This is a genomic window from Nocardia sp. NPDC058058, from assembly GCF_042885355.1.
Lineage (GTDB): Bacteria > Actinomycetota > Actinomycetes > Mycobacteriales > Mycobacteriaceae > Nocardia.
In genome coordinates, this window is record NZ_JBHVSA010000001.1 from 1,657,378 (window position 1) to 1,680,254 (window position 22,877).

Annotated in this window: 25 protein-coding genes; 18 read left to right on the top strand and 7 right to left on the bottom strand. The window is 66.4% G+C overall.

What is annotated here, in order from left to right:
* Nucleotide 1: 1 nt before the first annotated feature.
* The 7 genes from zwf (at nucleotide 2) to ACFVUS_RS07680 (ending at nucleotide 6,033) form a co-directional block, all read left to right on the top strand.
* A complete protein-coding gene (gene zwf, locus ACFVUS_RS07650) occupies nucleotides 2–1,567 on the top strand; it encodes a glucose-6-phosphate dehydrogenase (RefSeq protein ID WP_387762380.1) in 1,566 nt (521 codons plus the stop codon).
* Nucleotides 1,564–2,472, top strand: a complete 909-nt coding sequence (gene opcA, locus ACFVUS_RS07655) for a glucose-6-phosphate dehydrogenase assembly protein OpcA (protein WP_387765442.1) — start codon at nucleotides 1,564–1,566, stop codon at nucleotides 2,470–2,472. Before zwf ends, opcA begins: the two co-directional genes overlap by 4 nt.
* A complete protein-coding gene (gene pgl / locus ACFVUS_RS07660; protein WP_387762381.1) occupies nucleotides 2,465–3,199 on the top strand; it encodes a 6-phosphogluconolactonase in 735 nt (244 codons plus the stop codon). Before opcA ends, pgl begins: the two co-directional genes overlap by 8 nt.
* Nucleotides 3,200–3,308: 109 nt before the next feature.
* Nucleotides 3,309–4,121: a CPBP family intramembrane glutamic endopeptidase gene (locus ACFVUS_RS07665; RefSeq protein ID WP_387762382.1), complete on the top strand. Its 813-nt coding sequence runs from the start codon at nucleotides 3,309–3,311 to the stop codon at nucleotides 4,119–4,121.
* Between the two features lie 330 nt (nucleotides 4,122–4,451).
* Nucleotides 4,452–4,736: a hypothetical protein gene (locus ACFVUS_RS07670; RefSeq protein ID WP_387762383.1), complete on the top strand. Its 285-nt coding sequence runs from the start codon at nucleotides 4,452–4,454 to the stop codon at nucleotides 4,734–4,736.
* 147 nt (nucleotides 4,737–4,883) lie between these two features.
* Nucleotides 4,884–5,585: an SDR family oxidoreductase gene (locus ACFVUS_RS07675; protein ID WP_387762384.1), complete on the top strand. Its 702-nt coding sequence runs from the start codon at nucleotides 4,884–4,886 to the stop codon at nucleotides 5,583–5,585.
* A gap of 28 nt (nucleotides 5,586–5,613) precedes the next feature.
* Nucleotides 5,614–6,033, top strand: coding sequence for a tautomerase family protein (locus ACFVUS_RS07680; RefSeq protein WP_387762385.1), 420 nt, complete (start codon nucleotides 5,614–5,616; stop codon nucleotides 6,031–6,033).
* Here ACFVUS_RS07680 and ACFVUS_RS07685 read toward each other — a convergent pair.
* Nucleotides 6,027–6,680 (bottom strand): TetR/AcrR family transcriptional regulator, encoded by a 654-nt coding sequence (locus ACFVUS_RS07685; RefSeq protein ID WP_387762386.1) that lies wholly within the window; start codon nucleotides 6,678–6,680, stop codon nucleotides 6,027–6,029. The two genes, ACFVUS_RS07680 and ACFVUS_RS07685, sit on opposite strands and share 7 nt — an antisense overlap.
* 61 nt (nucleotides 6,681–6,741) lie before the next feature.
* Here ACFVUS_RS07685 and ACFVUS_RS07690 point away from each other — a divergent pair, with 61 nt between their 5' ends.
* Genes ACFVUS_RS07690 through ACFVUS_RS07700 form a run of 3 tightly spaced genes read left to right on the top strand, consistent with a single transcriptional unit; the run spans nucleotide 6,742 to nucleotide 9,082 of the window.
* Nucleotides 6,742–7,911, top strand: a complete 1,170-nt coding sequence (locus ACFVUS_RS07690) for a glycosyltransferase (protein WP_387762387.1) — start codon at nucleotides 6,742–6,744, stop codon at nucleotides 7,909–7,911.
* 12 nt (nucleotides 7,912–7,923) lie between these two features.
* Nucleotides 7,924–8,397 (top strand): NUDIX domain-containing protein, encoded by a 474-nt coding sequence (locus tag ACFVUS_RS07695; RefSeq protein ID WP_387762388.1) that lies wholly within the window; start codon nucleotides 7,924–7,926, stop codon nucleotides 8,395–8,397.
* Nucleotides 8,398–8,428: 31 nt separating this feature from the next.
* The gene (locus ACFVUS_RS07700; RefSeq protein ID WP_387762389.1) at nucleotides 8,429–9,082 is read left to right on the top strand and encodes a L,D-transpeptidase; all 654 of its coding nucleotides are present in this window, start codon (nucleotides 8,429–8,431) and stop codon (nucleotides 9,080–9,082) included.
* 49 nt (nucleotides 9,083–9,131) lie between these two features.
* Here ACFVUS_RS07700 and ACFVUS_RS07705 read toward each other — a convergent pair whose 3' ends face one another.
* Both ACFVUS_RS07705 and ACFVUS_RS07710 read right to left on the bottom strand, forming a co-directional pair.
* A complete protein-coding gene (locus tag ACFVUS_RS07705) occupies nucleotides 9,132–9,575 on the bottom strand; it encodes a hypothetical protein (RefSeq protein ID WP_387762390.1) in 444 nt (147 codons plus the stop codon).
* Between the two features lie 99 nt (nucleotides 9,576–9,674).
* The gene (locus ACFVUS_RS07710; protein ID WP_387762391.1) at nucleotides 9,675–10,334 is read right to left on the bottom strand and encodes an RraA family protein; all 660 of its coding nucleotides are present in this window, start codon (nucleotides 10,332–10,334) and stop codon (nucleotides 9,675–9,677) included.
* Between the two features lie 206 nt (nucleotides 10,335–10,540).
* On the opposite strand from ACFVUS_RS07710, the gene ACFVUS_RS07715 reads away from it, so the two are divergent.
* Entirely contained in the window at nucleotides 10,541–11,335 is a 795-nt protein-coding gene (locus ACFVUS_RS07715; RefSeq protein ID WP_387762393.1) for a hypothetical protein, read from the top strand.
* On the opposite strand, the gene ACFVUS_RS07720 is transcribed toward ACFVUS_RS07715, so the two are convergent.
* Entirely contained in the window at nucleotides 11,329–12,339 is a 1,011-nt protein-coding gene (locus ACFVUS_RS07720) for an Lrp/AsnC family transcriptional regulator (protein WP_387762394.1), read from the bottom strand. The genes ACFVUS_RS07715 and ACFVUS_RS07720 overlap by 7 nt on opposite strands.
* A 125-nt stretch (nucleotides 12,340–12,464) precedes the next feature.
* Between ACFVUS_RS07720 and ACFVUS_RS07725 the strand changes: the two genes are divergently transcribed.
* A complete protein-coding gene (locus ACFVUS_RS07725; protein ID WP_387762396.1) occupies nucleotides 12,465–13,625 on the top strand; it encodes a lactate 2-monooxygenase in 1,161 nt (386 codons plus the stop codon).
* A 154-nt stretch (nucleotides 13,626–13,779) separates the two neighbouring features.
* Complete coding sequence (locus ACFVUS_RS07730) at nucleotides 13,780–14,925, top strand: FG-GAP repeat domain-containing protein (RefSeq protein ID WP_387762397.1); 1,146 nt, start codon at nucleotides 13,780–13,782, stop codon at nucleotides 14,923–14,925.
* 3 nt (nucleotides 14,926–14,928) lie between these two features.
* Here ACFVUS_RS07730 and ACFVUS_RS07735 read toward each other — a convergent pair whose 3' ends face one another.
* A complete protein-coding gene (locus ACFVUS_RS07735; RefSeq protein WP_387762398.1) occupies nucleotides 14,929–15,831 on the bottom strand; it encodes a helix-turn-helix transcriptional regulator in 903 nt (300 codons plus the stop codon).
* A 73-nt stretch (nucleotides 15,832–15,904) separates the two neighbouring features.
* Here ACFVUS_RS07735 and ACFVUS_RS07740 point away from each other — a divergent pair, with 73 nt between their 5' ends.
* The gene (locus tag ACFVUS_RS07740) at nucleotides 15,905–16,576 is read left to right on the top strand and encodes a methyltransferase domain-containing protein (RefSeq protein WP_387762399.1); all 672 of its coding nucleotides are present in this window, start codon (nucleotides 15,905–15,907) and stop codon (nucleotides 16,574–16,576) included.
* A gap of 42 nt (nucleotides 16,577–16,618) precedes the next feature.
* On the opposite strand, the gene ACFVUS_RS07745 is transcribed toward ACFVUS_RS07740, so the two are convergent.
* Together ACFVUS_RS07745 and ACFVUS_RS07750 are read right to left on the bottom strand one after the other, a co-directional pair.
* Complete coding sequence (locus ACFVUS_RS07745; protein WP_387762400.1) at nucleotides 16,619–17,167, bottom strand: HD domain-containing protein; 549 nt, start codon at nucleotides 17,165–17,167, stop codon at nucleotides 16,619–16,621.
* 154 nt (nucleotides 17,168–17,321) lie between these two features.
* Nucleotides 17,322–18,305, bottom strand: coding sequence for an alpha/beta fold hydrolase (locus ACFVUS_RS07750; RefSeq protein ID WP_387762401.1), 984 nt, complete (start codon nucleotides 18,303–18,305; stop codon nucleotides 17,322–17,324).
* 54 nt (nucleotides 18,306–18,359) lie between these two features.
* Between ACFVUS_RS07750 and ACFVUS_RS07755 the strand changes: the two genes are divergently transcribed.
* From ACFVUS_RS07755 to ACFVUS_RS07770, 4 genes are all read left to right on the top strand, one after another.
* Nucleotides 18,360–19,208 (top strand): SDR family NAD(P)-dependent oxidoreductase, encoded by an 849-nt coding sequence (locus ACFVUS_RS07755; protein ID WP_387762402.1) that lies wholly within the window; start codon nucleotides 18,360–18,362, stop codon nucleotides 19,206–19,208.
* Between the two features lie 44 nt (nucleotides 19,209–19,252).
* Nucleotides 19,253–20,446, top strand: coding sequence for a beta-ketoacyl synthase N-terminal-like domain-containing protein (locus ACFVUS_RS07760; RefSeq protein ID WP_387762403.1), 1,194 nt, complete (start codon nucleotides 19,253–19,255; stop codon nucleotides 20,444–20,446).
* A gap of 22 nt (nucleotides 20,447–20,468) precedes the next feature.
* Nucleotides 20,469–22,076: a fatty-acid--CoA ligase FadD8 gene (fadD8, locus tag ACFVUS_RS07765; RefSeq protein WP_387762404.1), complete on the top strand. Its 1,608-nt coding sequence runs from the start codon at nucleotides 20,469–20,471 to the stop codon at nucleotides 22,074–22,076.
* Between the two features lie 166 nt (nucleotides 22,077–22,242).
* Nucleotides 22,243–22,746 (top strand): hypothetical protein, encoded by a 504-nt coding sequence (locus tag ACFVUS_RS07770; RefSeq protein WP_387762405.1) that lies wholly within the window; start codon nucleotides 22,243–22,245, stop codon nucleotides 22,744–22,746.
* Nucleotides 22,747–22,877 lie beyond the last annotated feature (131 nt).

Sequence of the window (22,877 nt, forward strand, 5' to 3'; positions counted from 1 at the left end):
GGTGGCAGCCCGCGCGGCGACAACGGTCACGAAGGGGAACCCGCTCCGCGATGGGCGGGACAGCCGGGTTCCCCGCATCGCCGGACCGTGCAGCATGGTGATTTTCGGGGTAACCGGTGACCTGTCGCGGCGCAAACTGCTGCCGGCCATCTATGACCTGGCGAACCGGGGGCTGCTGCCCCCCGGTTTCGCCCTGGTCGGGTTCGCCCGGCGCGGATTCTCCGATGAGGAATTCGCGGCCCTGGTGAAGGATTCGGTCAGCTCGTCGGCGCGCACCCCCTTCCGCGAGGAAGTGTGGGAGCAGCTGCGCGAGGGATTGCGGTTCGTCCAAGGCACTTTCGAGGACGACGCCGCATTCCATCGGCTGGCCACCACGTTGAAGGATCTGGACCGGGATCGCGGGACGGGCGGCAATCACGCCTTCTACCTGGCGATTCCGCCGACCGAGTTCCCGATCGTGTTGGACGGGCTCTCCAAGAACGGTCTGGCGCAACCGAATGCGGCGCAGGCCGAGCAGGCTCCGGCCTGGCGGCGCGTGGTGATCGAGAAGCCGTTCGGGCACGATCTGGAGAGTGCACGCGATCTGAACGCGCTGGTCAATCGGGTTTTCCCGGAGTCGTCGGTATTCCGCATCGACCACTACCTGGGCAAGGAGACGGTGCAGAATATTCTGGCGCTGCGCTTCGCGAACCAGCTGTGGGATCCGATCTGGAACGCCAATTACGTCGACCATGTGCAGATCACCATGGCCGAGGACATCGGATTGGGCGGGCGCGCAGGGTATTACGACGGTATCGGCGCGGCCCGCGATGTGATTCAGAACCATCTGCTGCAACTGCTGGCGCTGACGGCGATGGAAGAGCCGGTGTCCTTCCAGCCCAAGCAATTGCAGATCGAGAAGATCAAGGTGCTCTCGGCGACCAAACTCGCCGAACCGCTCGATGTGACGACCGCGCGCGGGCAGTACACCTCCGGGTGGCAGGGCAGTGAGCCGGTGGTGGGGCTGTTGCAGGAGGAGGGTTTCGACCCGAATTCGCGCACCGAGACCTACGCGGCGATCACGCTGGCCGTGGAGACGCGGCGCTGGGCGGGGGTGCCGTTCTATCTGCGCACCGGAAAACGCCTGGGCCGCCGGGTAACCGAGATCGCGGTGGTGTTCAAGCGCGCGCCGCATCTGCCGTTCGATCAGACCATGACCGAGGAGCTCGGGCAGAACGCCCTGGTGATTCGGGTGCAGCCGGATGAGGGCATCACCATGCGATTCGGGTCCAAGGTGCCCGGGTCCAGCATGGAGGTCCGCGATGTGAATATGGACTTCAGCTACGGCGAAGCGTTCACCGAGGACTCCCCCGAGGCGTACGAGCGGCTGATTCTCGATGTGCTGCTCGGTGTTCCGTCGCTCTTCCCCGTCAATGAGGAAGTCGAATTGTCCTGGAACATCCTCGATCCCGTGCTCGACCACTGGGCATCGACCGGGAAGCCCGATCCGTACGAGGCCGGGACCTGGGGCCCGGAATCCGCTGACGAGATGCTCGCGCGCAGCGGGCGGGAATGGCGGCGACCGTGATCATCGATATGCCCGATACCGATACCCGCGAGGTATCCAAGCGGCTGATTCAGCTGCGCGAGGCCAATGGCGTCGTGACCGTGGGCCGGGTGCTGACGCTGGTGGTGTGCACCCTGGACAGCTCCGAGGCGGAGGACGCGATCGACGCGGCCAATGACGCCTCGCGTGAACATCCTTGCCGGGTAATAGTTCTCGCACGCGGTGACCGCAATGCGGGCACGCGCTTGGATGCCCAGATCCGTGTCGGCGGGGACGCCGGTGCGGCCGAGGTGATCGTGCTGCGGTTGCAGGGCGATCTGGTGGCGCACGAGAGCAGTGTGGTGGTGCCGTTCCTGCTGCCCGACACCCCGGTGGTGGCGTGGTGGCCGCGTGGGGCTCCGGAGTTCCCGTCCAAGGATTCGGTGGGGCGCTTGGCGACTCGGCGCATCACCGATGCGACGTTCGCGCCGGATCCGCAGGAGACCATCAAGAAGCGGCGCGGCTCCTACGCGACCGGCGATACCGATCTGGCGTGGAGCCGGATCACGTATTGGCGGGCGTTGCTGGCGGCGGCGCTCGATGAAGCGCCGTTCGAAGCCGTTGAGTCCGTCACGATTTCGGGTCTGCGCGATGAGCCCGCGCTGGACATGCTCGCGGGATGGCTCGCCGCCCGGCTGGATTGCCCGGTGGTGCGCAAGACCGGTGAGCTGAAGGTGGAGATGCGTCGTTCGACCGTCTCGATCTCCATCGCCCGGCCGCAGCACGGCCGTACCGCCACCCTGACCCGCACGGGCGAACCGGATCAGCGATTCGCCTTGGCACGCAGGGAGACTCGCGATTGCCTCGCCGAGGAACTGCGGCATCTGGACGCCGATGAGATCTACGCCGAGGCGCTGACCGGAATCGAGAAGGTGAACTATGAGTAAGCCCACCGTGGAAACCTTCAGCGGCCCCGACGAACTCGTGCAGGCCGCCGCGGCCCGCTTCGTGGTTCAGGTCGTCGAGGCGCAGCGGCTGCGCGGCTCCGCCTCGGTGATTCTCACCGGCGGCGGGACCGGTATCGGCCTGCTCGAATGGGTCCGCAAGGCGCCCGGTGATATCGACTGGTCCAAGCTCGACATCTTCTGGGGCGATGAGCGTTTCGTCCCCACCGGCGATTCCGAGCGAAACGACCTGCAGGCCCGTCAGGCGCTGCTGGACCATGTCCCGGTGGACCCGTCCCGCGTGCACCCCACCGAGACCTCCAGCGGCGACTACCCGGACATTCTCGAGGCCACCGGCGAGTACTCCGCGACGGTGCACGCGCATCTCGCCGAACACGGCGCCTTCGACCTGCACCTGCTCGGCATGGGCGGCGAAGGCCACATCAACTCCCTCTTCCCGCACACCGCCGCCACCCGCGAGGAACACGATCTCGTTGTGGCGGAAACCCATTCGCCCAAGCCCCCGGCCTCGCGCATCACCTTGACGCTCCCGGCCATCCGCAAATCCCGTCACGTCATGATCATCACGGCGGGCGAAGCCAAGGCCGCGGCGGTCGCGGCGGCCCTGAATGGCGCTTCCCCCCTGGACATCCCGGCGGCCGGTGCCATCGGCACCGAATCCACCACCTGGCTGCTCGACGAGGCGGCCGCGGCGGATCTCCCTCGCTAGCCCTCGCGAAGCCGAGTCGTCTTCGGACGGCTCGGCTTTCGCGTTTCACAGCGAATCCAGTACTCCAGGGTGATCCGCAAATGGAAAATCGCCTGCCAGTGTGATTCCTGTGAGCCCCACCGGTATCAGCAACGCGGAGCCCGGCCCCGCCCGCGCGCCACACGCACCAACCGCATCGAAGCTGTGGTTAGCCCTCGGCGTCTACATCCTGTCGACCCTCGCGGCTTCTGTCGCTCTCCTTGCGGTGCAACCCCATTCGGGCATTGATGCCGCCGCCCTGTCCCTGGTGCAGTTCGCCCCCGCACTCGGAGCCCTGACAACCTGGCTGGCGTTTCGGAAAACCATCGCCCAGGCGCTACCCCCGGCGATCTCCGCCCGCCTCCTGAGCGTGAATCTGCTCGTGACAGTCACAGCCTGCGTACTTTTCGGCCTGCTGATCACCGCTGCCGCCCTCCTCACGAACACCACCCTGACAGGCCCTGCCCCAGTCGGAGGCGTCCCTTTCGCGGTCTTCATCCCCCTGCAACTGATCGGCGCCGTCGGCGAGGAGATCGGCTGGCGCGGCCTGATGCAACCCGTCCTGGAATCCCGCCTCACCAAACTCACCGCCATCGCGATCACCGGAACCACCTGGGCCCTCTGGCACGTCCAAGCCTTCACCGCGGGCCCGATAACCGCCCTCAGCTTCTTCATCGGCGTCCTGGCCTTCGCCACCATCCTCGGCTACCTCAGCACCGGCACCTTCCCGCAACGAGTCCTGACCGCCGCAATCGGCCACTGGCTCATCAACCTCGCCACCTGTCTCCTCGCAGGCGACAACACCCTCGACCACCCCCAAATCCTCTTCACCGCCATAGCTGCGGTCCTCACCGCCGCAGCGGTTACGACCTACCATTTCCATCGAACCCGCCGACAGCGCTGACCCACCTCACGACTCGAACCCCTCCGGATAGAAGACCCTCTCAGCATCCAATAGCGCTGCCGCCGCCCGATATTCGCGATCATCGCCCCGCAACAGCGGTAGCACATCGTCCGCGTGACACATCGGCAGATGTGTCGACCCGCGAAGGTGCGCCTCGACCAAACGCACGATCAGCTCCCCCGGCAACCGAGGTGGCTGCGCCCTCCCATCAGCCTCACCCATGCACGACAGCATCGCGCGCGGGTCCGACAACAATGGCTGCCCGTAGTCTTCCCGCCCCAGCAAGTAGGGGCCACCGGATCGCGGTGGGGGTCGCTACCGTCGCTGGTCATGATGAAGAAGACATTGACTGTTCTCGCTTGTGCCGCAAGCATTTCCGCCGCCGGAGCCGGGTCGGCGTCGGCGCTGCCGCTGGGGTCGGCGGATGTGCCGGTGAATCTGGGGTCGGCGCAGGCGCTGACGGGGTCGGGGACGGGAGTGCTGTCCGGTAGTGCGCATTCGCTGGCGGGTTTGTTGGCCGGGAGCAGCGCTCCTGTTTTGAGCGGTAGTGCACAGGATCTCGGGAATGTGCTGAATTGCCTGTTCCCCGGGCCGACTGTTGTGTGCGTGGGATAGATCGGGTCGCCACCGGGGGTTCTCGGCTGACGCTCGTGCGGCGTATCCGCTTGATCAGTGAAATGAATCAAGTGGGTGCGTCGCTCGCGCAGTTTGGCTATAGTTTTATATAGTCAGACTGTGAATGAGCGGATGAGAGAGGCAAATATGACCGCGATCGAGGGTGCGACCGTGTTGGTGACCGGCGGGCAGCGGGGGCTGGGGCGGGCGTTCGCGCAGGAGTTTCTGGAGCGGGGTGCGGGGAAGGTGTATGTGACTGCGCGGAAGCCGGAGGTGAGTGCGGATCCGCGCATCGTGCCGGTGGAGTTGGAGGTGACTGATTCGGATTCGATTGCGGCGGTGGCGGATCGGGCGGGCGATGTGAGCATCGTGGTGAACAATGCGGGGGTGCTGCGGTCCGGATCGCTGTTGCGGGGTGAGATCGCGGATGTGCGTGAGACGTTCGAGACGAATGTTTTCGGGCCGTTGCTGATCGCGCGGGCGTTCGCGCCGATACTCGCCGCGAATGGGGGTGGGGCGCTGGTGGATATTCATTCGGTGCTGTCGTGGAGTTCGGGGGCGGGGGCGTATGGGGCGTCGAAGGCGGCGCTGTGGTCGATTACCAATTCGCTGCGGATCGAGTTGGCGGGGCAGGGGACTCAGGTGGTCGGGGTGCATTTGGGATTCGCGGACACCGATATGGTCAAGGCGATCGAACTGCCGAAGCTCAGTCCCGCGCAGGTGGCGAGGGCGGTGGCCGACGGGCTGGAGCAGGGGGCCGCAGAGGTGCTGGTGGATGAGTTCACCAGGGGCGTGAAGGCTGCGCTGACGGGGCCGGTGGAGGGGCTCGCATTGCCGTTCAGGCGCTGAAAATCCGCTTCGTTCAAAGGAATTCACTATGCCGCTGTGGCACATCTACCATACGGCCGATACTTTCACGGCCGCGGACAAGCAGAGCTTCGCCAAGGACATCACCGACTATTACGCGCGGTTCGGGCTGCCGGAGTTCTACGCGGTGGCACTCTTCCACGAGGTTCCGGCCGACTCGTTTTACGTTGGCGGCGTTGCGATTCCGGCGGTGCGGATCACGATCGATCATCTGGCGCGACAACTCGACGATCCGGTGATGCGCAAACGGATGACCGAACGTCTGCACGATCTGATCGCCCCGTACACCCACGATCGCGGACTACATCTCGAATTCAATGTCACCGAGGTCCCCCGCGACACCTGGATGATCGCGGGTCAATTCCCGCCGCTGCCCGGTACGGATACCGAACGCGGCTGGGTCGAGGCGAACAAACCCCTGCCCTACTGAACGACAGGCGGCTGCGCGACAGGCGCGAGCAGAGCCGCGACGAGGGTTTCCGCCACCCACCGTTCGGTATCGGTGGCGGACCAGCCGCGGTCGACCATGAGCGAGCGGTAGACGTCATAGGCCGTGAGCGCGTACATGATGTCGGCCGCGCGTTCGGCGTCGAGATCTTGCCGCAGCGCGCCTTTGGCCGCCAGTTCGGGCGTGATGTGCGCGGGGCCGTCGTACCGCCCGCGTTCGGAGGCGGCCAGGAACGCCCCCACTTCGGGATCGGCGGCCGCGGTCACGCGCATCACGTCGAGCAGGGATATGTACCGCTCGGAGACCGTCCGCATATGAGCCGCGTACAAGGCGAGTTGACGCCGGGCGTCTGGTTCGGCGAACAGCTCGCGGACCCATTCGCGTTCGGGCGGCGGTGTCGAGGACTCCTCGTCCGGCCCCGCCACCAGCACGGCCGCCGTCTCGGCGAGCACCGCCACCTTGGTCCCGAACGCCTGGTAGATGGTCTGCACATGCACCCCCGCCGCATCGGCGATGGCTTGCAGGGTGGTTGCCGCATACCCGCGTTCGGCGAACAGGGTGGCAGCCGCCTCAGCTATGCGACGACGCGTCCGGGTGCGCCGATCGCTGTGACGGGGTGCGGTTGACATGCTCGCCATCCTATCTATAGTTCACTATATAGCGCACTATAGCTGAGGGAGGTTCGGCGATATGCGAGTCCTGTGTTCGACAACCCCGATGGAGGGCGTCTTCGCCCCCGCGGTCCCGCTCGCGCGAGCATTGCGCGCCCGCGGGCATGAGCTGCTGGTGGCGACCGCGCCGCAATTGCGATCCCGCGTCGAGGCGGCCGGCTTGCCGTTCGCGCAGGCGGGCCTGAACGCGCCGGACGCGGCCGCCCAGGCGGTCGGATTGCCGGAGTTCCGCGCCGGTGCACAGCCGTGGCGAATCGGAGCGGTGATGTTCAGCCGAGTCATGGCACCGGCCAAACTGCCCGAGTTGCGCGAGATCGCAAAGGATTTCGCCCCGGATCTGGTGTTGCACGCACCGGTGGATCTGGCCGCGCCGATCCTGGCGGCCGAAATCGGCGTCCCATCGGTCACCTACGGCACCGGACTGCCACTCGAACCGGAATTGATCGCCGCGATGGCGGAATGGGTTGCCCCACTGTGGCATTCGTCCGGCCTGGAGCCCGATGACCACGCCGGACTGTACCGCCACGGCTACCTCGATCCGATCCCGCCGAGCCTGCGACCGGATCTCGGACCGGCGCGGGCCATCGCACTGCCGATCCGCCCGGCGGTCTCCGGACAGCACGACGACGAACTCCCGGACTGGGCAACCGGACTGGGCGGCCGTCCGGTGGTGTACGTATCCCTCGGCACCGTGCCGATCTTCAATCAGCCCGCGGCCTTCGAACCGCTGCTGCGCGGACTCGCCCACCTCGACGCCGACATCATCGTCACCGTCGGCACCGAGACGGACCCCACGGCGATCGGCCCGCAACCCGGCAATATTCATGTCGCACAGTGGTTGTCGCTGGCCGCACTGCTCCCCCGCTGCGATGTGGTGCTCTGCCACGCCGGTGCGGGCACCACCCTGGCGGCGTTGACGCACGGAATTCCCCTGCTGCTGTCCCCGCGCGGCGCGGATCAGTTCCCCACGGCCGCCGCCGTCCGGCACGCGGGTGCGGCGCGCGTGCTGCCGCCGGACCGCGTCACCCCCGCCGCCGTTGCCGAGGAAGTTCGCCTGCTGCTCACCGAGGACGCGTATCGTAGTGCCGCCGAACGCATTCGCTCGGAGATTGCCCGCATGCCCGCACCGGCCGCGGCGGTCGATGAGCTACTGCACCGCTTCGCGCTCGAGCCCCGAGTCGCGCCGTGAACGGAGTTACCCGTGCCGTATACGAGCTACGTCGATGTGCTGCTCATTCTGACGCGCGGCAATGAGGTGCTGCTCGCGCGACGAGCGAATACCGGCTATTCGGACGGATTGTGGAATCTGCCGTCCGGCAAGCTGGAAGCCGGTGAGGATCTGGAAGCCGGAATGATTCGCGAGGCCGCCGAGGAGATCGGTATAGCGCTCCGCCGCAAGGACATTCGCATGGCCGCCGCGGTGCACTATCTGCCGCCCGATGGCCAGGCCCGGGTCGGATTCTTCTTTCACGCCGACCGCTGGTCCGGCGAACCCTTCAATGCCGAGCCGGACAAGTGCTCCGATCTGCGCTGGTTCGGGTTCGACGAGATTCCGCCGGACACGGTCCGCTATACAAATGCCGGATTGGATCTGTTTCGGCGCGGTGAGCATTTCGGCGTGTCAGGCTGGACAGCGACGGCCGATACCGCCGGGGACTCTAGTGAGATTGGCTGATATCGGCGTTCTAACAGCAGGGCGGTGGATCATGGCGGTATTCGTCGTTGGGCTCGGCGTTGCGCTTTTGCCGCGCGTCAGTACGGACAAACCGCCATTCGATCCCGATTCGGTCCCCGGCACCCAGGTGGTGTGGGTGACCGCACCCGCGGGTGAGGCGCGCGGCACCCTGGAGTTGTGGCAGCGAAATCGCCTGCGCGACTGGAAGCGCAGCTTCGCGACACCCGCGTGGGTCGGCTCGGAGGGCATCTCCGAACTCGCCGCGGAGGGCCGGTCCTTCACGCCCAAGGGCACTTTCGCATTGACCGAGGGATTCGGCCGCATTCCCGATCCGGCCGCGCGACTGCCGTACATCGCGATCGACCGATCCAATACCTGGTGGTGGGTCTCGGATGTGGAAAGTCCGCTGTACAACCGGAGTTTCCGCTGCGCATCCCCGGACTGCCCGTTCGACACCTCGCTGAGCGAGAATCTGGGCCGGACCGATCCGCAGTACAACCACGCGCTGGTCATCGATTACAACCGTTTTCCGGCGGAACCCGGCGCGGGTTCGGCGTTCTTCGTACACGGCGATATCGGCAGGCCCACGGCGGGCTGCGTGGCCGTCTCCGAGGATGTGGTGCGCACCCTGCTGGCCACCCTGCAACCGTCCCGGAAACCGGTGATCGGCCTGTACACGAGTTGAAAAGCGCTCCGGCCCACAGTGACTCGGGCCGGAGCAACCGTCGTACGAATCAGACGCACATACCGTTCAGGTTCACGGCGTTGATGGTGGTCTGACCGACCGCGGGACGCATATCCGACGAATCGTCGAAGTAGAACGCGCTCACCGTATGCGTGCCCTCGACACCCGGCACCCAGAAGATGCTGGCGGTGCCATCGGTGACCGGCACGGTGCCCACCACATTGCCGCCCATATTCGGCAGGTGGCTGGTGAATTCGACGAACCCGCGCGAGACCGGGGTGCCGTCCGCCATTTTCACCGAGGCGATCGCGGTCTGCCCGCAGCCCACCGAGGCCACCTTGACCGGCCCGATCGGCGCCCCCGACATGGAGACCGACAGGTTGGGCGTCGCCGCCGCGCCCGCCTGCGGTGCGATGACGGCCACCGTCACCGCCAGACATGCTGCCGCGACCGCCGTACCGGCTATGCCGCGCGAAACTTCCAATCCGCTCATCGTGCCCCGTCTTTCGGATTTCCGGACCAATCGTGGACAGATCATCGAACCGGAGGCAGGGTACCGGATTCGGGGGCGGTGACCCGGTAGGCGGGCCGATCAGACCAGGAAGGTCAGCGCGGATTCCGCATCGTTCTCCAGCGCCTCGGTGTGCGCGGCGATATTGAGGCAGTCGCTCAGGGTCGCTCCCGCATCGAGTTTCGCGATGACCCGGGATTCGGCCTGTTTGACCGCGGTCGCGGCGGCCAGCAGCCCGTCCAGCGCGGCCGGGTCCACCACCACGATGCCCTCCTGATCGGCCAGCACCACATCGCCGGGACTCACCGGCACGCCACCGCAGGTGACCCGCACCTGGAGTTCCCCGAGTTCGGTGGTGGAACCGGACATCGGCGTGATGAAGCGGCTGTAGATGGGCAGTTCGCATTCGCGCACATAACCGATATCGCGGTACCCGCCGTCGACGATGATGCCGCCGAGTCCGCGCACCAGCGCACCACGCGCGAAAAGCTCACCGGCCAGGGCGATTTCACTGCTGCCCCCGTCGATGATGACTACATCGCCGGGCGCGGCGGCCTCGATGGCGCGCAATGCCCCGAAGAAGTCGTCCTGACAGCGAACGGTGAAGGCGGGTCCCAGGATTCCGATACCCGCCGAACGCGGTCGAATCGCACTGTCCATCACCCGTAATGACTTGTCGGCATCACAGAGTGCGGTCGTATCAACGGAGTGGAATGCGGCGGCATATCGGTCGGCGAGCATGAGCGACGCCTTTCGAGTTCGAATGCTGGTGGAACCTTCGACCCTACCGACCGCCGCCCGCGCAATTCGGTGTGTCGCCGGAATCGGGCGCGAGACGGAACCTGGCGCGGTCCGCGATTTCGGGTAGTGCGCTACTCGCGTTTCATGCGCTGACCAGTTCTAACGTCATCTCGGCGGCGAACGGTTCGCCGCAGGAGGGGACGATCATGATCGACGTAATCACCCTGCGCGGCACCGGCGAGCAGCGCAGCACGGACGGCACCCCGGCGGGCATGCTGCACGATGTGGCCAAATTGCTGGATCCCGCGAAATTCGACTGTTTCGAACCGGATTGGCCCGCGTCCATCGGCCCGGAGCCGGCGGTATGGGGGCCGTCGTTGGAGACCTCGGTGCGCAAGGGCGTGGCGGCGGGGGTCAAGGCCATTCAGGATTCACCGAATATCTGTGGGCTGCTGAGCTATTCGCTGGGCGGCATTGTCGCGAGCACCATTCTGGCGGGCGTGCGGACCGGGCTCTACACCAATACCGACGGATCTCCGCTGGAGATCGCGTTCGTGGTGAACATCGCCAACCCGATGCGCAGGCCCGGTCAGTCCGTCGGAAATCTCTGCGGTTCCGGCACTTTCGGCCTGCACGGCAAACGCAACGCCTGGCCGGCGGGGATCGATGTGCGGGAGTACGCCAATCCCAATGACATCATCACGTCCGCGCCCGCGGATTCGCCGCTGCGGTTCATCGATACCACCATCTCTCCGTTCTCGCTGATCGAGGGCGCGCGCATCGGGAACCTCACCGCACCGCTGTTCCAGGAACTGCTGAACTTCCTGCTGCAGAACCCGATCGCCAATATCGACCGGTATTCCGAGGCGGTGCGCGGACTGCTCGGCTACCTCACCCCGTGGCCGGACGGCGAGCATGTGCGTTATTCCGGGCACACCATGCCCGGCACCGGCGTGCTGTGGACCACGCACGCCGCGGACTATCTGAACGCGAACTACTGAGTCGTATCGGCCCAGATATCGGGCGGCACGACGGCGCGGGATCGGCCGTGCGAGTCCAGAATTCGACCGAGCAGCTTCTCATGCCGCAGCGTCACGGTGCGTTCGGCGACGAGCAGTCCCGGATGGGCTGTGGTGAGCTGGTTTTCGAAACGCGTCACCTCGGCGACCGAATGCAGCCCGGCCTGCAGCACGAGATTGTGGGTGCCACTGACGGCGGCGCAATTGCGGGTCTGCGGTAGCCGGATGAGGGCGTAACCGATCTCGGGCAGCGCGGCGGTGGGCGCGGTGGCCCGATAGGTGACCGCCACCGGCCACCCGCCCAGCGGGCGCGCGAAATCGCAGCGGAACTTCAGCATGCCCAGCCGGGTGAGTTCATCGATGCGCCGCTTGACGGTGGCCCCGCTGATGCCCAGGGCGGCCGCGACCGCGCGATGCGAGGCCCGGCCATCGCGCGAGAGTTCCGCCATCATGTCGCGATCGGCCGCGCTGATCCGGCGATCGTGGGCACGGGTGGCGGCTATCGCGGGCGCGCGCAAGCGTTGGCGCTGCTCCGGGGCGAGGGCGTCGATACGCCAGCTGCCGCCCTCGGCGAACCAGTGCGTGACGATCTGGGTGCGCACGGCGGCGATATGCGCGATGGCCGGGAGTTGGTCCAGGGTGTAGCGCGCCATCTGGTCGAAGTCCCGCGTCGCGACCGTGGCGAAGACGCGATTGCTGCCACCGGCGCGTTCCAGGGTGAGCATATGCGGATGCCGGGCGAGCGCGGCCACCACGCTCGCGGTTTCCCCTGCGGCGCAATCGATATCGACGTAGGCCGCGCAGACGTGATCGTAGAGCGCCGGGCCCGGTGACATGCACACCCAGGCCTCACCGCGCTCACCGAGCCGCTGCCAGCGCCGCGCCACGGTCACCGGGTCGACGCCCAGTACCGCCCCGAGTTCGGTCCAGGAGGCGCGCGGGCGCAGTTGCAGGGCGTGAATGAGCGCGAGGTCGTCCTCACTCAACCGCCTGGCATCATCCTGCATTGCGACCCGACTTCCTGGCGACATCCTGCGAAATACCCGCCCGCATCGTTCAGTCTCGCACAATCGATACGACCCTCGATGCGGAGAGAGCTGGAGACTGCGGCATGGCGTTCGGTGACTATCAGAACGAGATCTACTTCAATGGCCTGCGCGGCGTGGTGCCCACGTTCCCGGTGAGCTTCGGCGAGCTCGAAGCCCGCGCCCAGACCGCCATGCCGCCCTCGGTGTGGTCCTATGTCGCCGGCGGCGCGGGCGATGAGCGCACCCAGCGCGCCAATGTCAGCGCCTTCGACCACTGGGGGCTCATCCCGCGCATGTTCGTCGGCGCGGCGCAGCGCGATCTCTCGGTCGAGCTGTTCGGAATGACCTTGCCCGCACCGGTTTTCATGGCGCCCATCGGCGTGATCGGCATCTGCGATCGGGACGGGCACGGCGATCTGGCCACGGCCCGCGCCGCCGCCCGCACCGGGGTGCCCATGGTCGCCTCCACGCTCACCGTCGATCCGCTCGAGGAGGTGGCGGCCGAATTCGGTGATACCCCGGGCTTTTTCCAGCTCTACACCCCCACCGATCGCGATCTCGCGGCCAGCCTCGTGGAGCGCGCCGAAAAGGCGGGCTACAAGGGCATCGTGGTCACTCTGGACACCTGGGTCACGGGGTGGCGGCCGCGCGATCTGTCCACCGGCAATTTCCCGCAGCTGCGCGGGCACTGCCTGGCGAACTACTTCAGCGATCCGGTCTTCCTGAAGAGTCTGGCGAAGTCACCCGCCGAGGATCCGCAGACGGCGATCCTGCGCTGGATCCAGCTTTTCGGAAACCCGCTCACCTGGGCCGATCTGCCGTGGCTGCGCTCGCTCACCACGCTGCCGTTGATCGTGAAGGGCATCTCGCATCCCGATGACGCCCGGCGCGCCCGCGATGGCGGCGTGGACGGCATCTACTGCTCCAATCACGGTGGGCGGCAGGCCAATGGCGGTATTCCGGCCATCGATCTGCTCCCGGATGTGGTGGCGGCGGCCGACGGGCTGCCGGTGCTGTTCGACTCCGGTATTCGCTCGGGCGCGGACATCGTCAAGGCGCTGGCGCTCGGGGCCACCGCGGTCGGCATCGGCCGTCCGTACGCCTACGGCTTGGCGCTCGGCGGTACCGAGGGCATCGTGCATGTGCTGCGCACGCTGCTCGCCGAGGCCGATCTCATCATGGCCGTCGACGGATATCCCACCCTCGCGGATCTGACCCCGGAGGCGTTGCGCCGCGTGCTGTGAGGCGAGGCCGCGTCTTTGGCGGATTGCACCAGGAAATCCGCGCGAGTCCGGCAATCGGCCGAAAAGCGTTGAAGCCGTGAGAATGCCGGTTGCGGGTGTCCTAGAGTCCGTGGCCACCACCGCACGGTGGTGCTACTGCGAATCAGGAACACCTATGCAACTTCGCACTTTGCGCGCCTTCCTCGCCATTTCCGCCGCCGCCTCGGCCATTGTTCTCGTGCTACCGGGAGCGGCCTGGGCGGCGGGCAGTATTCAATTCGCGGCATCGGTCGACTCGCCTTCGGGCGGGTCGTTTCCGTCCTGGGGGCCGGGGCCGTCGCCGATCGGAATGGTGGGGGCGGATTTCACCGGGGACGGGGTGCCCGATATCGTCGCCGCCGATTTTCAGGGCGATGGCCCGATTATCATGGCGGGCAAGGGCGATGGCACCTTCTCGCCCGGAAAGCGCGTCGGTTCGGTGGGCATCGGATTCGGCGCCATCGGGGCGGGTGATCTCAATGGCGACGGTAAGCCCGATGTGGTCGCGCAGGCCTGGACCCAGATCGTTGTCTTTTTGAACAATGGCGACGGCACCTTCAAGGTGGGCAAGAAGTACACCACCCTCGAAGGCGCACAGCAGGAGGTCATCGTCGCCGATGCCAATGGGGACGGGAAAGCCGATGTGCTGAGCCTGATTCCGACCGGGGTGCAGACCTGGCTGGGGCAGGGCGACGGGACGTTGAAGTCGGGTCCGTCCGCGCTCATCGCCGGTCCGGCGGCGGCGTTCACCACCGGAAAGTTCAACAGCGACAATAAGATCGATATCGCCGTGAACAATGATCTGCTGCAACAGGTGGAGGTGTTCACCGGTAATGGCGATGGCGGGTTCACCCGCCGTGGCGCCAGCACCAGCGGATTGATCACCGAGGATGTCCGGGCGGGTGATTTCAACGGTGACGGCATCGACGATATCGTCACCGCGGATTCGTTCTCGTTCAGCACCACCGTGCTGATCTCGGACGGTCAGGGCGGCTTCAAGAAAACCAATCGGGTGAATCTGTCCGGCCTCGGCCCGACCAGTATCGCGGTCGCGGATTTCGATCACAACGGCACCCTGGATGCCGCGATGTCGGCGGTATTGAGCTCGAAGATCGTGGTGTTCAACGGAAATGGCGACGGCACCCTCACCATCGCCAACAGCTATCCGGTGACCGGGCAGCCGCAAACGCCGGTGATCGCCGATTTCAACGGCGACGGTAAGCCCGATATCACCGTGGCGGGTGCGGCGAACGCGGTGTCGTTCCTGCGCAATAATTCCTGACCCTCAGCCGAATGACCCCGCGGGATCCAGGCGTTCACGCCACGCCCGCGGGGTCATTCCGTGTTCGCGGCGGAAGCGGCGGGTGAAGTAGCCGGGATCGAAAACGCCTACGCGCCTGGCGATATCGTTGATGGGCAACTCCGATTCGGCGAGCAGGCGGCGCGCCTCGGACATCCGGCGATCGATGAGCCAGTCCTGTACGGTGCGCCCGGTGCGGCGGCGCACCAGCGTGGTGAGGTAGGCGGGGGTCATGCCGACCGATTTCGCCACATCGCGCAGCGAGATCTGTTCGGCGAAGCGCTGTTCGATCACCTCGAATACCTCGGCCAGTACGGTCTCATTGCTGCGCCGCAGATCGCCCACCACATCGACGGCCAGGCGCGCGACATCGACCAGCAGCAGGGTCAGATGTGCGGCGGCGGCCTGCCGGAATCCGGTGCGGCGCGCGGCCAGTTCCTCCTCGATCGCGGCGAGCGTGCTCTCCCACACCGGTTGCCGTTCCGGCGGCACCCGCAGTCGCAGCAGGCCCGTGGAGGTGCCGTGCAGGAAGGGGAACAGCAGCGGATGTCCGCGCCAGGCGGGCCACGGCGTGCCGGTGTCGTCACCGAGCGCGGCCGGGTCGAAGAGCACGCCGACCGCGCTGCCCATTCGCATTCCGGCCGCGTCGATGACCGCACCGGGCGCGACGACGTAGAGATCACCGGTGCGCGAGGCCGGGTCGTCGTCATCGGTTCCGGCGGCGATGTACATGAGCACCGGAAAGTCGTGAATGTGCGGTACCCCGTGCGCGGGCCGCATATCGCCGGTGAAGCGCATGACCGAGAGCGGTGGCACCGCCGGGTCGGTGGCGTAGCGGTACACCGGCACACCCGCCTGATATCGGATGGGGTGCATGCGTTCGGACATGAACCAAAGATAATCCCAGTTCTACCGAAAATCCCCCAATTGCTGTGGCCGCAAGGCGACGAGCATGGAGCACATGACGAAAAATACTCCGCTTTCGCAGGCCATGGGCAATGACCACGACTATCTCCCCGCCGCCGGGCGCGATGCCATGCTGCCGTACTACGACATACTGACCAGGGCGCTGGGTGCCGGTAAGGTGCACAGCGCGCTACTGCGGCAGGCGAGCCTCGCACCCGGGGACCGCGTCCTCGAAATCGGCTGCGGTACCGGAAATCTCACCATTGCCGCCAAGAATGCTCAGCCCGGCGCGGAGCTGATCGGCACCGATCCGGATCCGCTGGCGCTGGCTCGCGCCGAGCGTAAGAGCAAAGGCCGCAATGGACTTCGCTACGAACGCGCCTACAGTCAGGCACTGCCTTTCCCGGACGGCGGTTTCGACCACGTGCTGTCGGCCTTCATGCTGCATCACCTCGACCCCGAGGTGAAGGAGGCCACGGCGGCCGAAGTCTTCCGCGTGCTGCGCCCCGGCGGGCAGCTGCACCTGGTGGATATCGGCGGTAACCTCACCGCCGCCGATGGGTTCAGCGCCCGTCGCATGCTGAAGAACCCGCACGTGGCCGCCAATCTCGGCGACGGCATTCCCAGCCTGCTCCGCAAGGCCGGATTCGATTGCCAGGAGGTGGATTCCAAGGTCTACCGGCACGTCAGCCGGGTCACCTATTTCCGTGCGACCCGTCCGGCCTGATCGGCGACTCGGCGCGGCGTCGACTCCTCGCTCTCGGACCACTCACCACTTGAGCACGGGCAGCGGGGAAAGCGGGTGTGTGCGAATGCGTTCCGCGCCGAGCTGGAGTAGACGGCGGTGGAATCCGGCGTCCGGGAACTCCTCGGTCAGTTCCCGGTAGGCGGCTCGCCGCACGCCGAAGCGGCCCAGCACCGCCATTTCCACATCGACGGCGTCGGCCCGGCGGAAGATCTCCACCGGGTCGTCATCCTCGCCCGCCGACCGGAGTTTGTGGTGCTGGTCGATCATCCGGGTGACCAGCGGGGTGAGTTCGCTCTGGCCGTTGCCCTCGAGCCAGTGCCCGGCGAGTTCCTCGGACGGGGCGAGGTAGTCGAAGGTGCCGGCGGTCCAGATGCCGAGGTCGTGAAATACGCCCGCCGCCAGGAACTCCGGCCGATCGCTCGGCGCGGGGCCCGGCCCCCGGGCGATCAGGTCACTGAGTGCGATGACCCGGATGACGTGGTTGGTGTAGGCGATTCGATCGGGGCCCAGTTGTGCCGACCACGGTTCGAGGCGGCGATCGATTTCCTTGCGCAGCGCAGTGCTGTCCATACCTGGAGACGATAGAAGAATCGCCGCGCCGCAGGCCGATATCGGGCCTCGACGCGGCCGATTTCTCTTGGTACAGGACCGATTTCGCGATCGATTCGAGTTCTCGGCGGCGAATCGGTGGCCCGCGTACCCGTTGCGCGGGCCACCATCGGCGCTAGGAGTTGACGGCCGCGGGTACGCCCAACGATTGCAGGGTGTCGATCAGGAAGGCGTTCACGGCGTCGGGGCGTTCCAGCTGGACCAGGTGGCCCGCCGCCGGAACCTCGGTCACCGTGCGCAGATCGGGCACACCCGCGCGCATGGTCGCCAGTGGATCGCGACCGCTGAAGCCCTCCATATCCGGATCCTTCTCGCCGTAGAGGAAGAAGGCCGGAACCGAGACCTCGGCGTCCGCGAACGCCTCGGTGAGTTCCCAGTTGCGGTCCAGATTGCGGTACCAGTTCAGGCCGCCGGTGAATCCGGTGCGTTCGAAATCGGCCACCAGCGTGTCGAATTCCTCCTGCGAGAGCCAGGCCCAGGGCAGCGGCGGAGCCTCGGGCAGCACATCCAGGTAGCCCAGGCCGGGCGGGTTCTTCCAGGTGTCCAGGTAGTGGTACTCGCCGCTGAGCGAGTAGTACACCCGGGCCAGGAAACCGCGGGTATCGGCCGCGAGTTCGGCATCGGCGATGCCGGGGGTCTGGAAGTACGACAGGTGCAGGAAGTGCTTCTCGGCCGCCCGGGTCCAGAAGGCCGAGGGCGCGCGGGGCGGGCGCGGGCTGAACGGATTGTTCAGCACCGCCACCGCCGCGACCCGTTCGGGCGCGCGCAGGGACAGCTCCCAGACCAATTGCGCGCCGAAGTCCAGGCCGACGAAGACGGCCTTGTCCGCGCCGATATCGTCGAGCAGGAAGAGCAGATCGCCGATCACGGCCTCATTGGTGTACGACTCCAGCCCGGCGGGCGCGTCGGTGCGACCGTACCCGCGCAGGTCCGGCGCGATGGCGCGGTAGCCGGCCGCGGCCACCGCTTCCAGCTGGTTGTGCCACATGAACCAGGTGTGCGGGAACCCGTGGCAGAAGATGACCGGATACCCCTCACCCTGCTCTGCCACGTGCATACGGATCTCCCCGGTATCCACCGTCCGATGCGTCAGCTCCACTACCGCCTCCAATTTCTAGAACACGTTCTTATTTCAAGGTAGTGTCCAGAGGTCGTGAGCGAAATACCCAAGATTCTCGCCGGAACGGTCGCCGTGGTGACCGGAGCCAGCCGTGGCATCGGCAAGGGCATCGCCCTGGAGCTGGGCGCGGCCGGTGCGACCGTGTACGTCACCGGCCGCACCACTACGCCCGGACACCTGCCCGGCACGGTGGCGGGCACCGCCGCCGAGATCGACGCGCTCGGCGGCGTCGGTGTGCCGGTGGTCTGCGATCACAAGGACGACGGGGCGGTGGAGAAGCTGTTCGCGCAGGTGCGTGACGAACAGGGCCGCCTCGACGTGCTGGTGAACAATGTCTACAACTCCCCCGCCGCCGCGCGCTGGCTGGGCCGCAAATTCTGGGAGGTACCCGCCAAGGCGTGGGATGAGACCTTCGATATCGGGGTGCGATCGCACTATGTGGCAAGCGTTTTCGCCGCGCCGCTGCTGATCGAATCCGGCGGGTTGATCGTGAACGTTTCCTCGCCGGGCGCGGTGCGGTACATGCACAATGCCGTCTACGGCGTCGGCAAGACCGCACTGGATCGGCTCACCGTCGATCTGGCGCACGATCTCGCCGAGACCGGGGCGACCGCGGTCTCGCTGTGGCCGGGCATCGTGGATACCGAACTGCTGCAAATGGTTCCGGCGGACGCGAACGGCAATCGCATCGTCACCCTGCCCGGAGAGGGCAGCTTCGATCTCAATGACGCCGAATCCCCGCGCTTCCCGGGTCGCGCCGTCGCCGCACTGGCCGCGGATCCGAATCGCAAGGCGCGCGGCGGGAAAGCCTGGAAGGTCGCCGACCTCGCCGAGGCGTACGGCTTCACAGATATCGACGGCCGCGTACCGCGCGCGGACTAGTCACAACCGAAAAACGTTCCCGGACAAGAGGAGTACAGCAAGTTATGCGTCGCGTTTTCGTCGTCGGTGTCAACATGACCCCGTTCGTCAAGATCGGGTCCCGCGAGTGGACCTACCCCGAAATGGTCGGTGAGGCCGTGCGCGGGGCACTCGGCGATGCGGGTGTCGGCTATGACCAGGTGCAGCGCGCCGCCGTGGGATACGTGTTCCAGCCGTCGGCCGCCGGTCAGCGCGCGCTGTACGACGTGGGCCTGACCGGGATTCCGGTGGTCAACGTGAACAACAACTGCGCCACCGGATCCACCGCGCTGATGCTGGCGCGCGAATGGGTCGGCAGCGGGATCGTCGATGTGGCACTGGCGGTCGGGTTCGAGCAGATGACCAAGGAGGCCATGGCGGGTCCGGCGACTCGACCCAAGGCCACCACCGTCGACCACCACCTGGGTGTGATGCGCGGGCAGTACGAGTTCAGCCAGGCGCCGATCACCACGCAGTTCTTCGGCAATGCCGCCATCGAGCATATGAAGCAGTACGGCACCACACCCGAGCAATTGGCGGCGGTCGCGGTCAAGAATCATGAGCATTCGACGCGGAATCCGCTGGCGCAGTTCCAGGACGCCTACACGCTGGAGCAGGTGCTCGGCGATAAGCCGGTGCACGGGCCGCTGACGCGTTCGCAGTGCTCGCCCATGTCCGATGGCGCGGCGGCCGCGGTGGTGGTCAGCGAGGAGTACGTGCGGGCACACGGGCTCGAGGCGCAGGCCATCGAGATCCTGGCGCAGGAGCTGGCCACCGATGACGGGACCTCGTTCTCGACCGGGTCCATGATCGATGTGGTGGGTGCGCCCATGACGCGCGCGGCGGCCTCGAAGGTGTTCGCCACCGCCGGAATCGGCGTGAATGACGTCGATGTGATCGAGCTGCACGACTGCTTCACCATCAACGAGCTCATCACCTATGAGGCGCTCGGACTGTGCGGTGAAGGCGAGTCCGGTGCGCTGATCGAATCCGGTGCGACCACCTACGGCGGTACCTGGGTGGTGAATCCGTCCGGCGGGCTCATCTCCAAGGGGCATCCGCTCGGTGCGACCGGCCTGGCGCAGGCCACCGAATTGTCCTGGCATCTGCGCGGACTCGCGGGCGACCGGCAGGTGCCGGGCGCACGCACCGCGCTGGCGCACAACCTCGGCCTCGGCGGCGCGGTGGTTGTCACCCTGTACGCCGCCAACACCCTCTGATTCCGGACGGAGTGAGATCCCTATGACTGCAATCGATCCCGACACCCTGCTGCGGCTGCCGGTGCACAATGGGCACGCCCTGGTGGCGGGGCTGCGGCGGCACAAGAACCGGCCGGTGCTCACGCTCGGCGACCATATCCTCACCGGCGGTGAGGTTTTGGACGCCGTGAGCCGGTATATCGCGGCGTTCGAGGAATACGGCGTCGGCACCGGGACGCCCGTGGGCGTGCTGGCGCTGAACCGGCCCGAGGTGCTGTTCACCATCGGTGCGGGTCAGATCGTGGGTTCGCGGCGTACCGCGCTGCATCCCATCGGCGGGCTGGACGATCACGCGTATGTGCTTGCGGACGCCGGGATTACGACGCTGATCCTGGATCCGGTACCCGCGTTCGTCAAGCGGGCGCGCGAGCTGGTGGACCGCGTCGAGGGGCTGAACCGCGTGCTGACGCTCGGGCCCGTGCCCGAGGAGCTCGCCGATGTGGGCGTGGATCTGCTCGCGGCAGCGGACAAGTACGAGCCGCGGCCGGTCGAGGCCGTGGAACTGCTGCCCGATGATGTCATCTCCATCGCGTACACCGGTGGCACCACCGGTAAGCCCAAGGGTGTCATCGGCACCGCGCAGGCCATGGCCACCATGACGCAGATTCAGCTCTCGGAGTGGGAATGGCCGACGCGGCCGAAATTCCTTATCTGCACACCGCTTTCGCATGCGGGCGCGGCGTTCTTCCTGCCCGTGGTGCTGCTCGGTGGGCAGTGCGTGGTGGTGCCGCGCTTCGAGCCCGGTGAGGTGCTCAAAGCCATTGAAGAGCACAAGATCAGCGCCACCATGCTGGTGCCGTCCATGCTCTACGCGCTGCTGGATCACCCCGATTCCAAGACCCGCGACCTGTCCTCGCTGGAGACGGTCTACTACGGCGCGGCCGCCATCGACCCGAATCGGTTGCAGGAGGCCATCGATCGGTTCGGCCCGATCTTCGCCCAGTACTTCGGTCAGTCCGAGGCGCCCATGGCGATCAGCTACCTCGGTAAGGAGGAGCACGACAAGGAACGCCTCACCTCCTGCGGCCGTCCCTCCACCGCCATCCGAGTCGCGTTGCTGGACAAGGAAGGCAACCAGGTCCCGCAGGGCGAAGTCGGCGAAATCTGCGTCTCCGGACCGTTGCTGGCCGGTGGCTACCTCAACCTGCCCGAGGTGACCGCCGAAACCTTCACCAACGGCTGGCTGCACACCGGCGACCTCGCCCGCCAGGACGAGGACGGCTTCCTGTTCATCGTTGGCCGCAGCAAGGACATGGTCGTCACCGGCGGGTTCAACGTCTTCCCCCGCGAGGTGGAAGACGTTGTCTCCGAACACCCCAAGGTCCTGAACGTGGCAGTGGTCGGCGTCCCCGACGCCTACTACGGCGAAGCGGTCACCGCCGTAATCGTCCTGGACCCGGCCACCGCCGCCGACCCCGCCGCGATCGAAACGGTCACCGCCGAAATCCAGGCCGCCGTGAAGCAGCGCAAGGGCTCGGTCCAGGTCCCCAAGCACGTCATCATCATCGAGGAACTCCCCCTCACCGGCCTCGGCAAGCCCGACAAGAAGAACATCCGCATCCTCGCCGCCGAACGCCTCGGCCTGGCCTGACACGTACCGACCACAAGCCCCGCCGGCAGTCTTCACAGACTACCGGCGGGGCTTGCCTCGTCCCGAGCCCATATATTCGGCTGCGCCCCACAAACGACACCTCGAGCACGGTGGTCGGGTTCTTCTGTATTGTGTTCTGTTCCAATACTTTCCGGGGAGATCGACAATGAGAACACTGGGCGTCGCCATGTCATTCGGGGCGGCGATGGTTATGGGGCTGTGCGCGTCATCGGTGGCGGGGGCGTATCCGAATCAGTACGAGGGCCTGCCCGTCGGCGGTTGCGCGTATTGGGACCAGGCGAGCAATACCGCCGGACCCGCCGATTGCGACACACCGCTGGCGAAATACCGCCTGATCGAACAGGTCCAATTGACGCCGGAGACACAGGAACTCGACTGCGGACCCGAGGCGACCTTCCGCTACCGGCACCGCACCGCTGACGGCTACCGGCTGGCGCTGTACTGCTTCACCTACAACATGACGGTCGACAGCTGCTGGGACCTCACCGACACCAAGAACCCCTATCGCCTCGATTGCGCTGCCCGCCAACCCAACAGCGAACGAATCACCCAGGTCTTCAACGACGTCTACCCCGACAACCCCTGTTCCTCACCGGCAGTCATCTACGACCGAGTCAAACTGACCATCTGCGTCGTCCCCAACTCATGATCCTGCCGACGAGGCGCGCGCGTCGCTGTTGCGATTGTCGGCGTTGCGGTCGCGGTGGCGCTTGATAGCGACTGAGCGCCCCGCGGACCATATAGGTCCGCGGGGCGCTCGGCGAAATACGTTGGGGCGGG

What these genes read in the sequence shown, in the direction of transcription:
- pgl (WP_387762381.1), top strand. Translation starts at nt 2,465, where the DNA reads ATGAGTAAGCCCACCGTGGAAACCTTCAGCGGCCCCGACGAACTCGTG.
- ACFVUS_RS07670 (WP_387762383.1), top strand. Translation starts at nt 4,452, where the DNA reads ATGATGAAGAAGACATTGACTGTTCTCGCTTGTGCCGCAAGCATTTCC.
- ACFVUS_RS07675 (WP_387762384.1), top strand. Translation starts at nt 4,884, where the DNA reads ATGACCGCGATCGAGGGTGCGACCGTGTTGGTGACCGGCGGGCAGCGG.
- ACFVUS_RS07680 (WP_387762385.1), top strand. Translation starts at nt 5,614, where the DNA reads ATGCCGCTGTGGCACATCTACCATACGGCCGATACTTTCACGGCCGCG.
- ACFVUS_RS07685 (WP_387762386.1), bottom strand. Translation starts at nt 6,680, where the DNA reads ATGTCAACCGCACCCCGTCACAGCGATCGGCGCACCCGGACGCGTCGT.
- ACFVUS_RS07690 (WP_387762387.1), top strand. Translation starts at nt 6,742, where the DNA reads ATGCGAGTCCTGTGTTCGACAACCCCGATGGAGGGCGTCTTCGCCCCC.
- ACFVUS_RS07700 (WP_387762389.1), top strand. Translation starts at nt 8,429, where the DNA reads ATGGCGGTATTCGTCGTTGGGCTCGGCGTTGCGCTTTTGCCGCGCGTC.
- ACFVUS_RS07705 (WP_387762390.1), bottom strand. Translation starts at nt 9,575, where the DNA reads ATGAGCGGATTGGAAGTTTCGCGCGGCATAGCCGGTACGGCGGTCGCG.
- ACFVUS_RS07710 (WP_387762391.1), bottom strand. Translation starts at nt 10,334, where the DNA reads ATGCTCGCCGACCGATATGCCGCCGCATTCCACTCCGTTGATACGACC.
- ACFVUS_RS07715 (WP_387762393.1), top strand. Translation starts at nt 10,541, where the DNA reads ATGATCGACGTAATCACCCTGCGCGGCACCGGCGAGCAGCGCAGCACG.
- ACFVUS_RS07725 (WP_387762396.1), top strand. Translation starts at nt 12,465, where the DNA reads ATGGCGTTCGGTGACTATCAGAACGAGATCTACTTCAATGGCCTGCGC.
- ACFVUS_RS07730 (WP_387762397.1), top strand. Translation starts at nt 13,780, where the DNA reads ATGCAACTTCGCACTTTGCGCGCCTTCCTCGCCATTTCCGCCGCCGCC.
- ACFVUS_RS07735 (WP_387762398.1), bottom strand. Translation starts at nt 15,831, where the DNA reads ATGTCCGAACGCATGCACCCCATCCGATATCAGGCGGGTGTGCCGGTG.
- ACFVUS_RS07740 (WP_387762399.1), top strand. Translation starts at nt 15,905, where the DNA reads ATGACGAAAAATACTCCGCTTTCGCAGGCCATGGGCAATGACCACGAC.
- ACFVUS_RS07745 (WP_387762400.1), bottom strand. Translation starts at nt 17,167, where the DNA reads ATGGACAGCACTGCGCTGCGCAAGGAAATCGATCGCCGCCTCGAACCG.
- ACFVUS_RS07760 (WP_387762403.1), top strand. Translation starts at nt 19,253, where the DNA reads ATGCGTCGCGTTTTCGTCGTCGGTGTCAACATGACCCCGTTCGTCAAG.
- fadD8 (WP_387762404.1), top strand. Translation starts at nt 20,469, where the DNA reads ATGACTGCAATCGATCCCGACACCCTGCTGCGGCTGCCGGTGCACAAT.
- ACFVUS_RS07770 (WP_387762405.1), top strand. Translation starts at nt 22,243, where the DNA reads ATGAGAACACTGGGCGTCGCCATGTCATTCGGGGCGGCGATGGTTATG.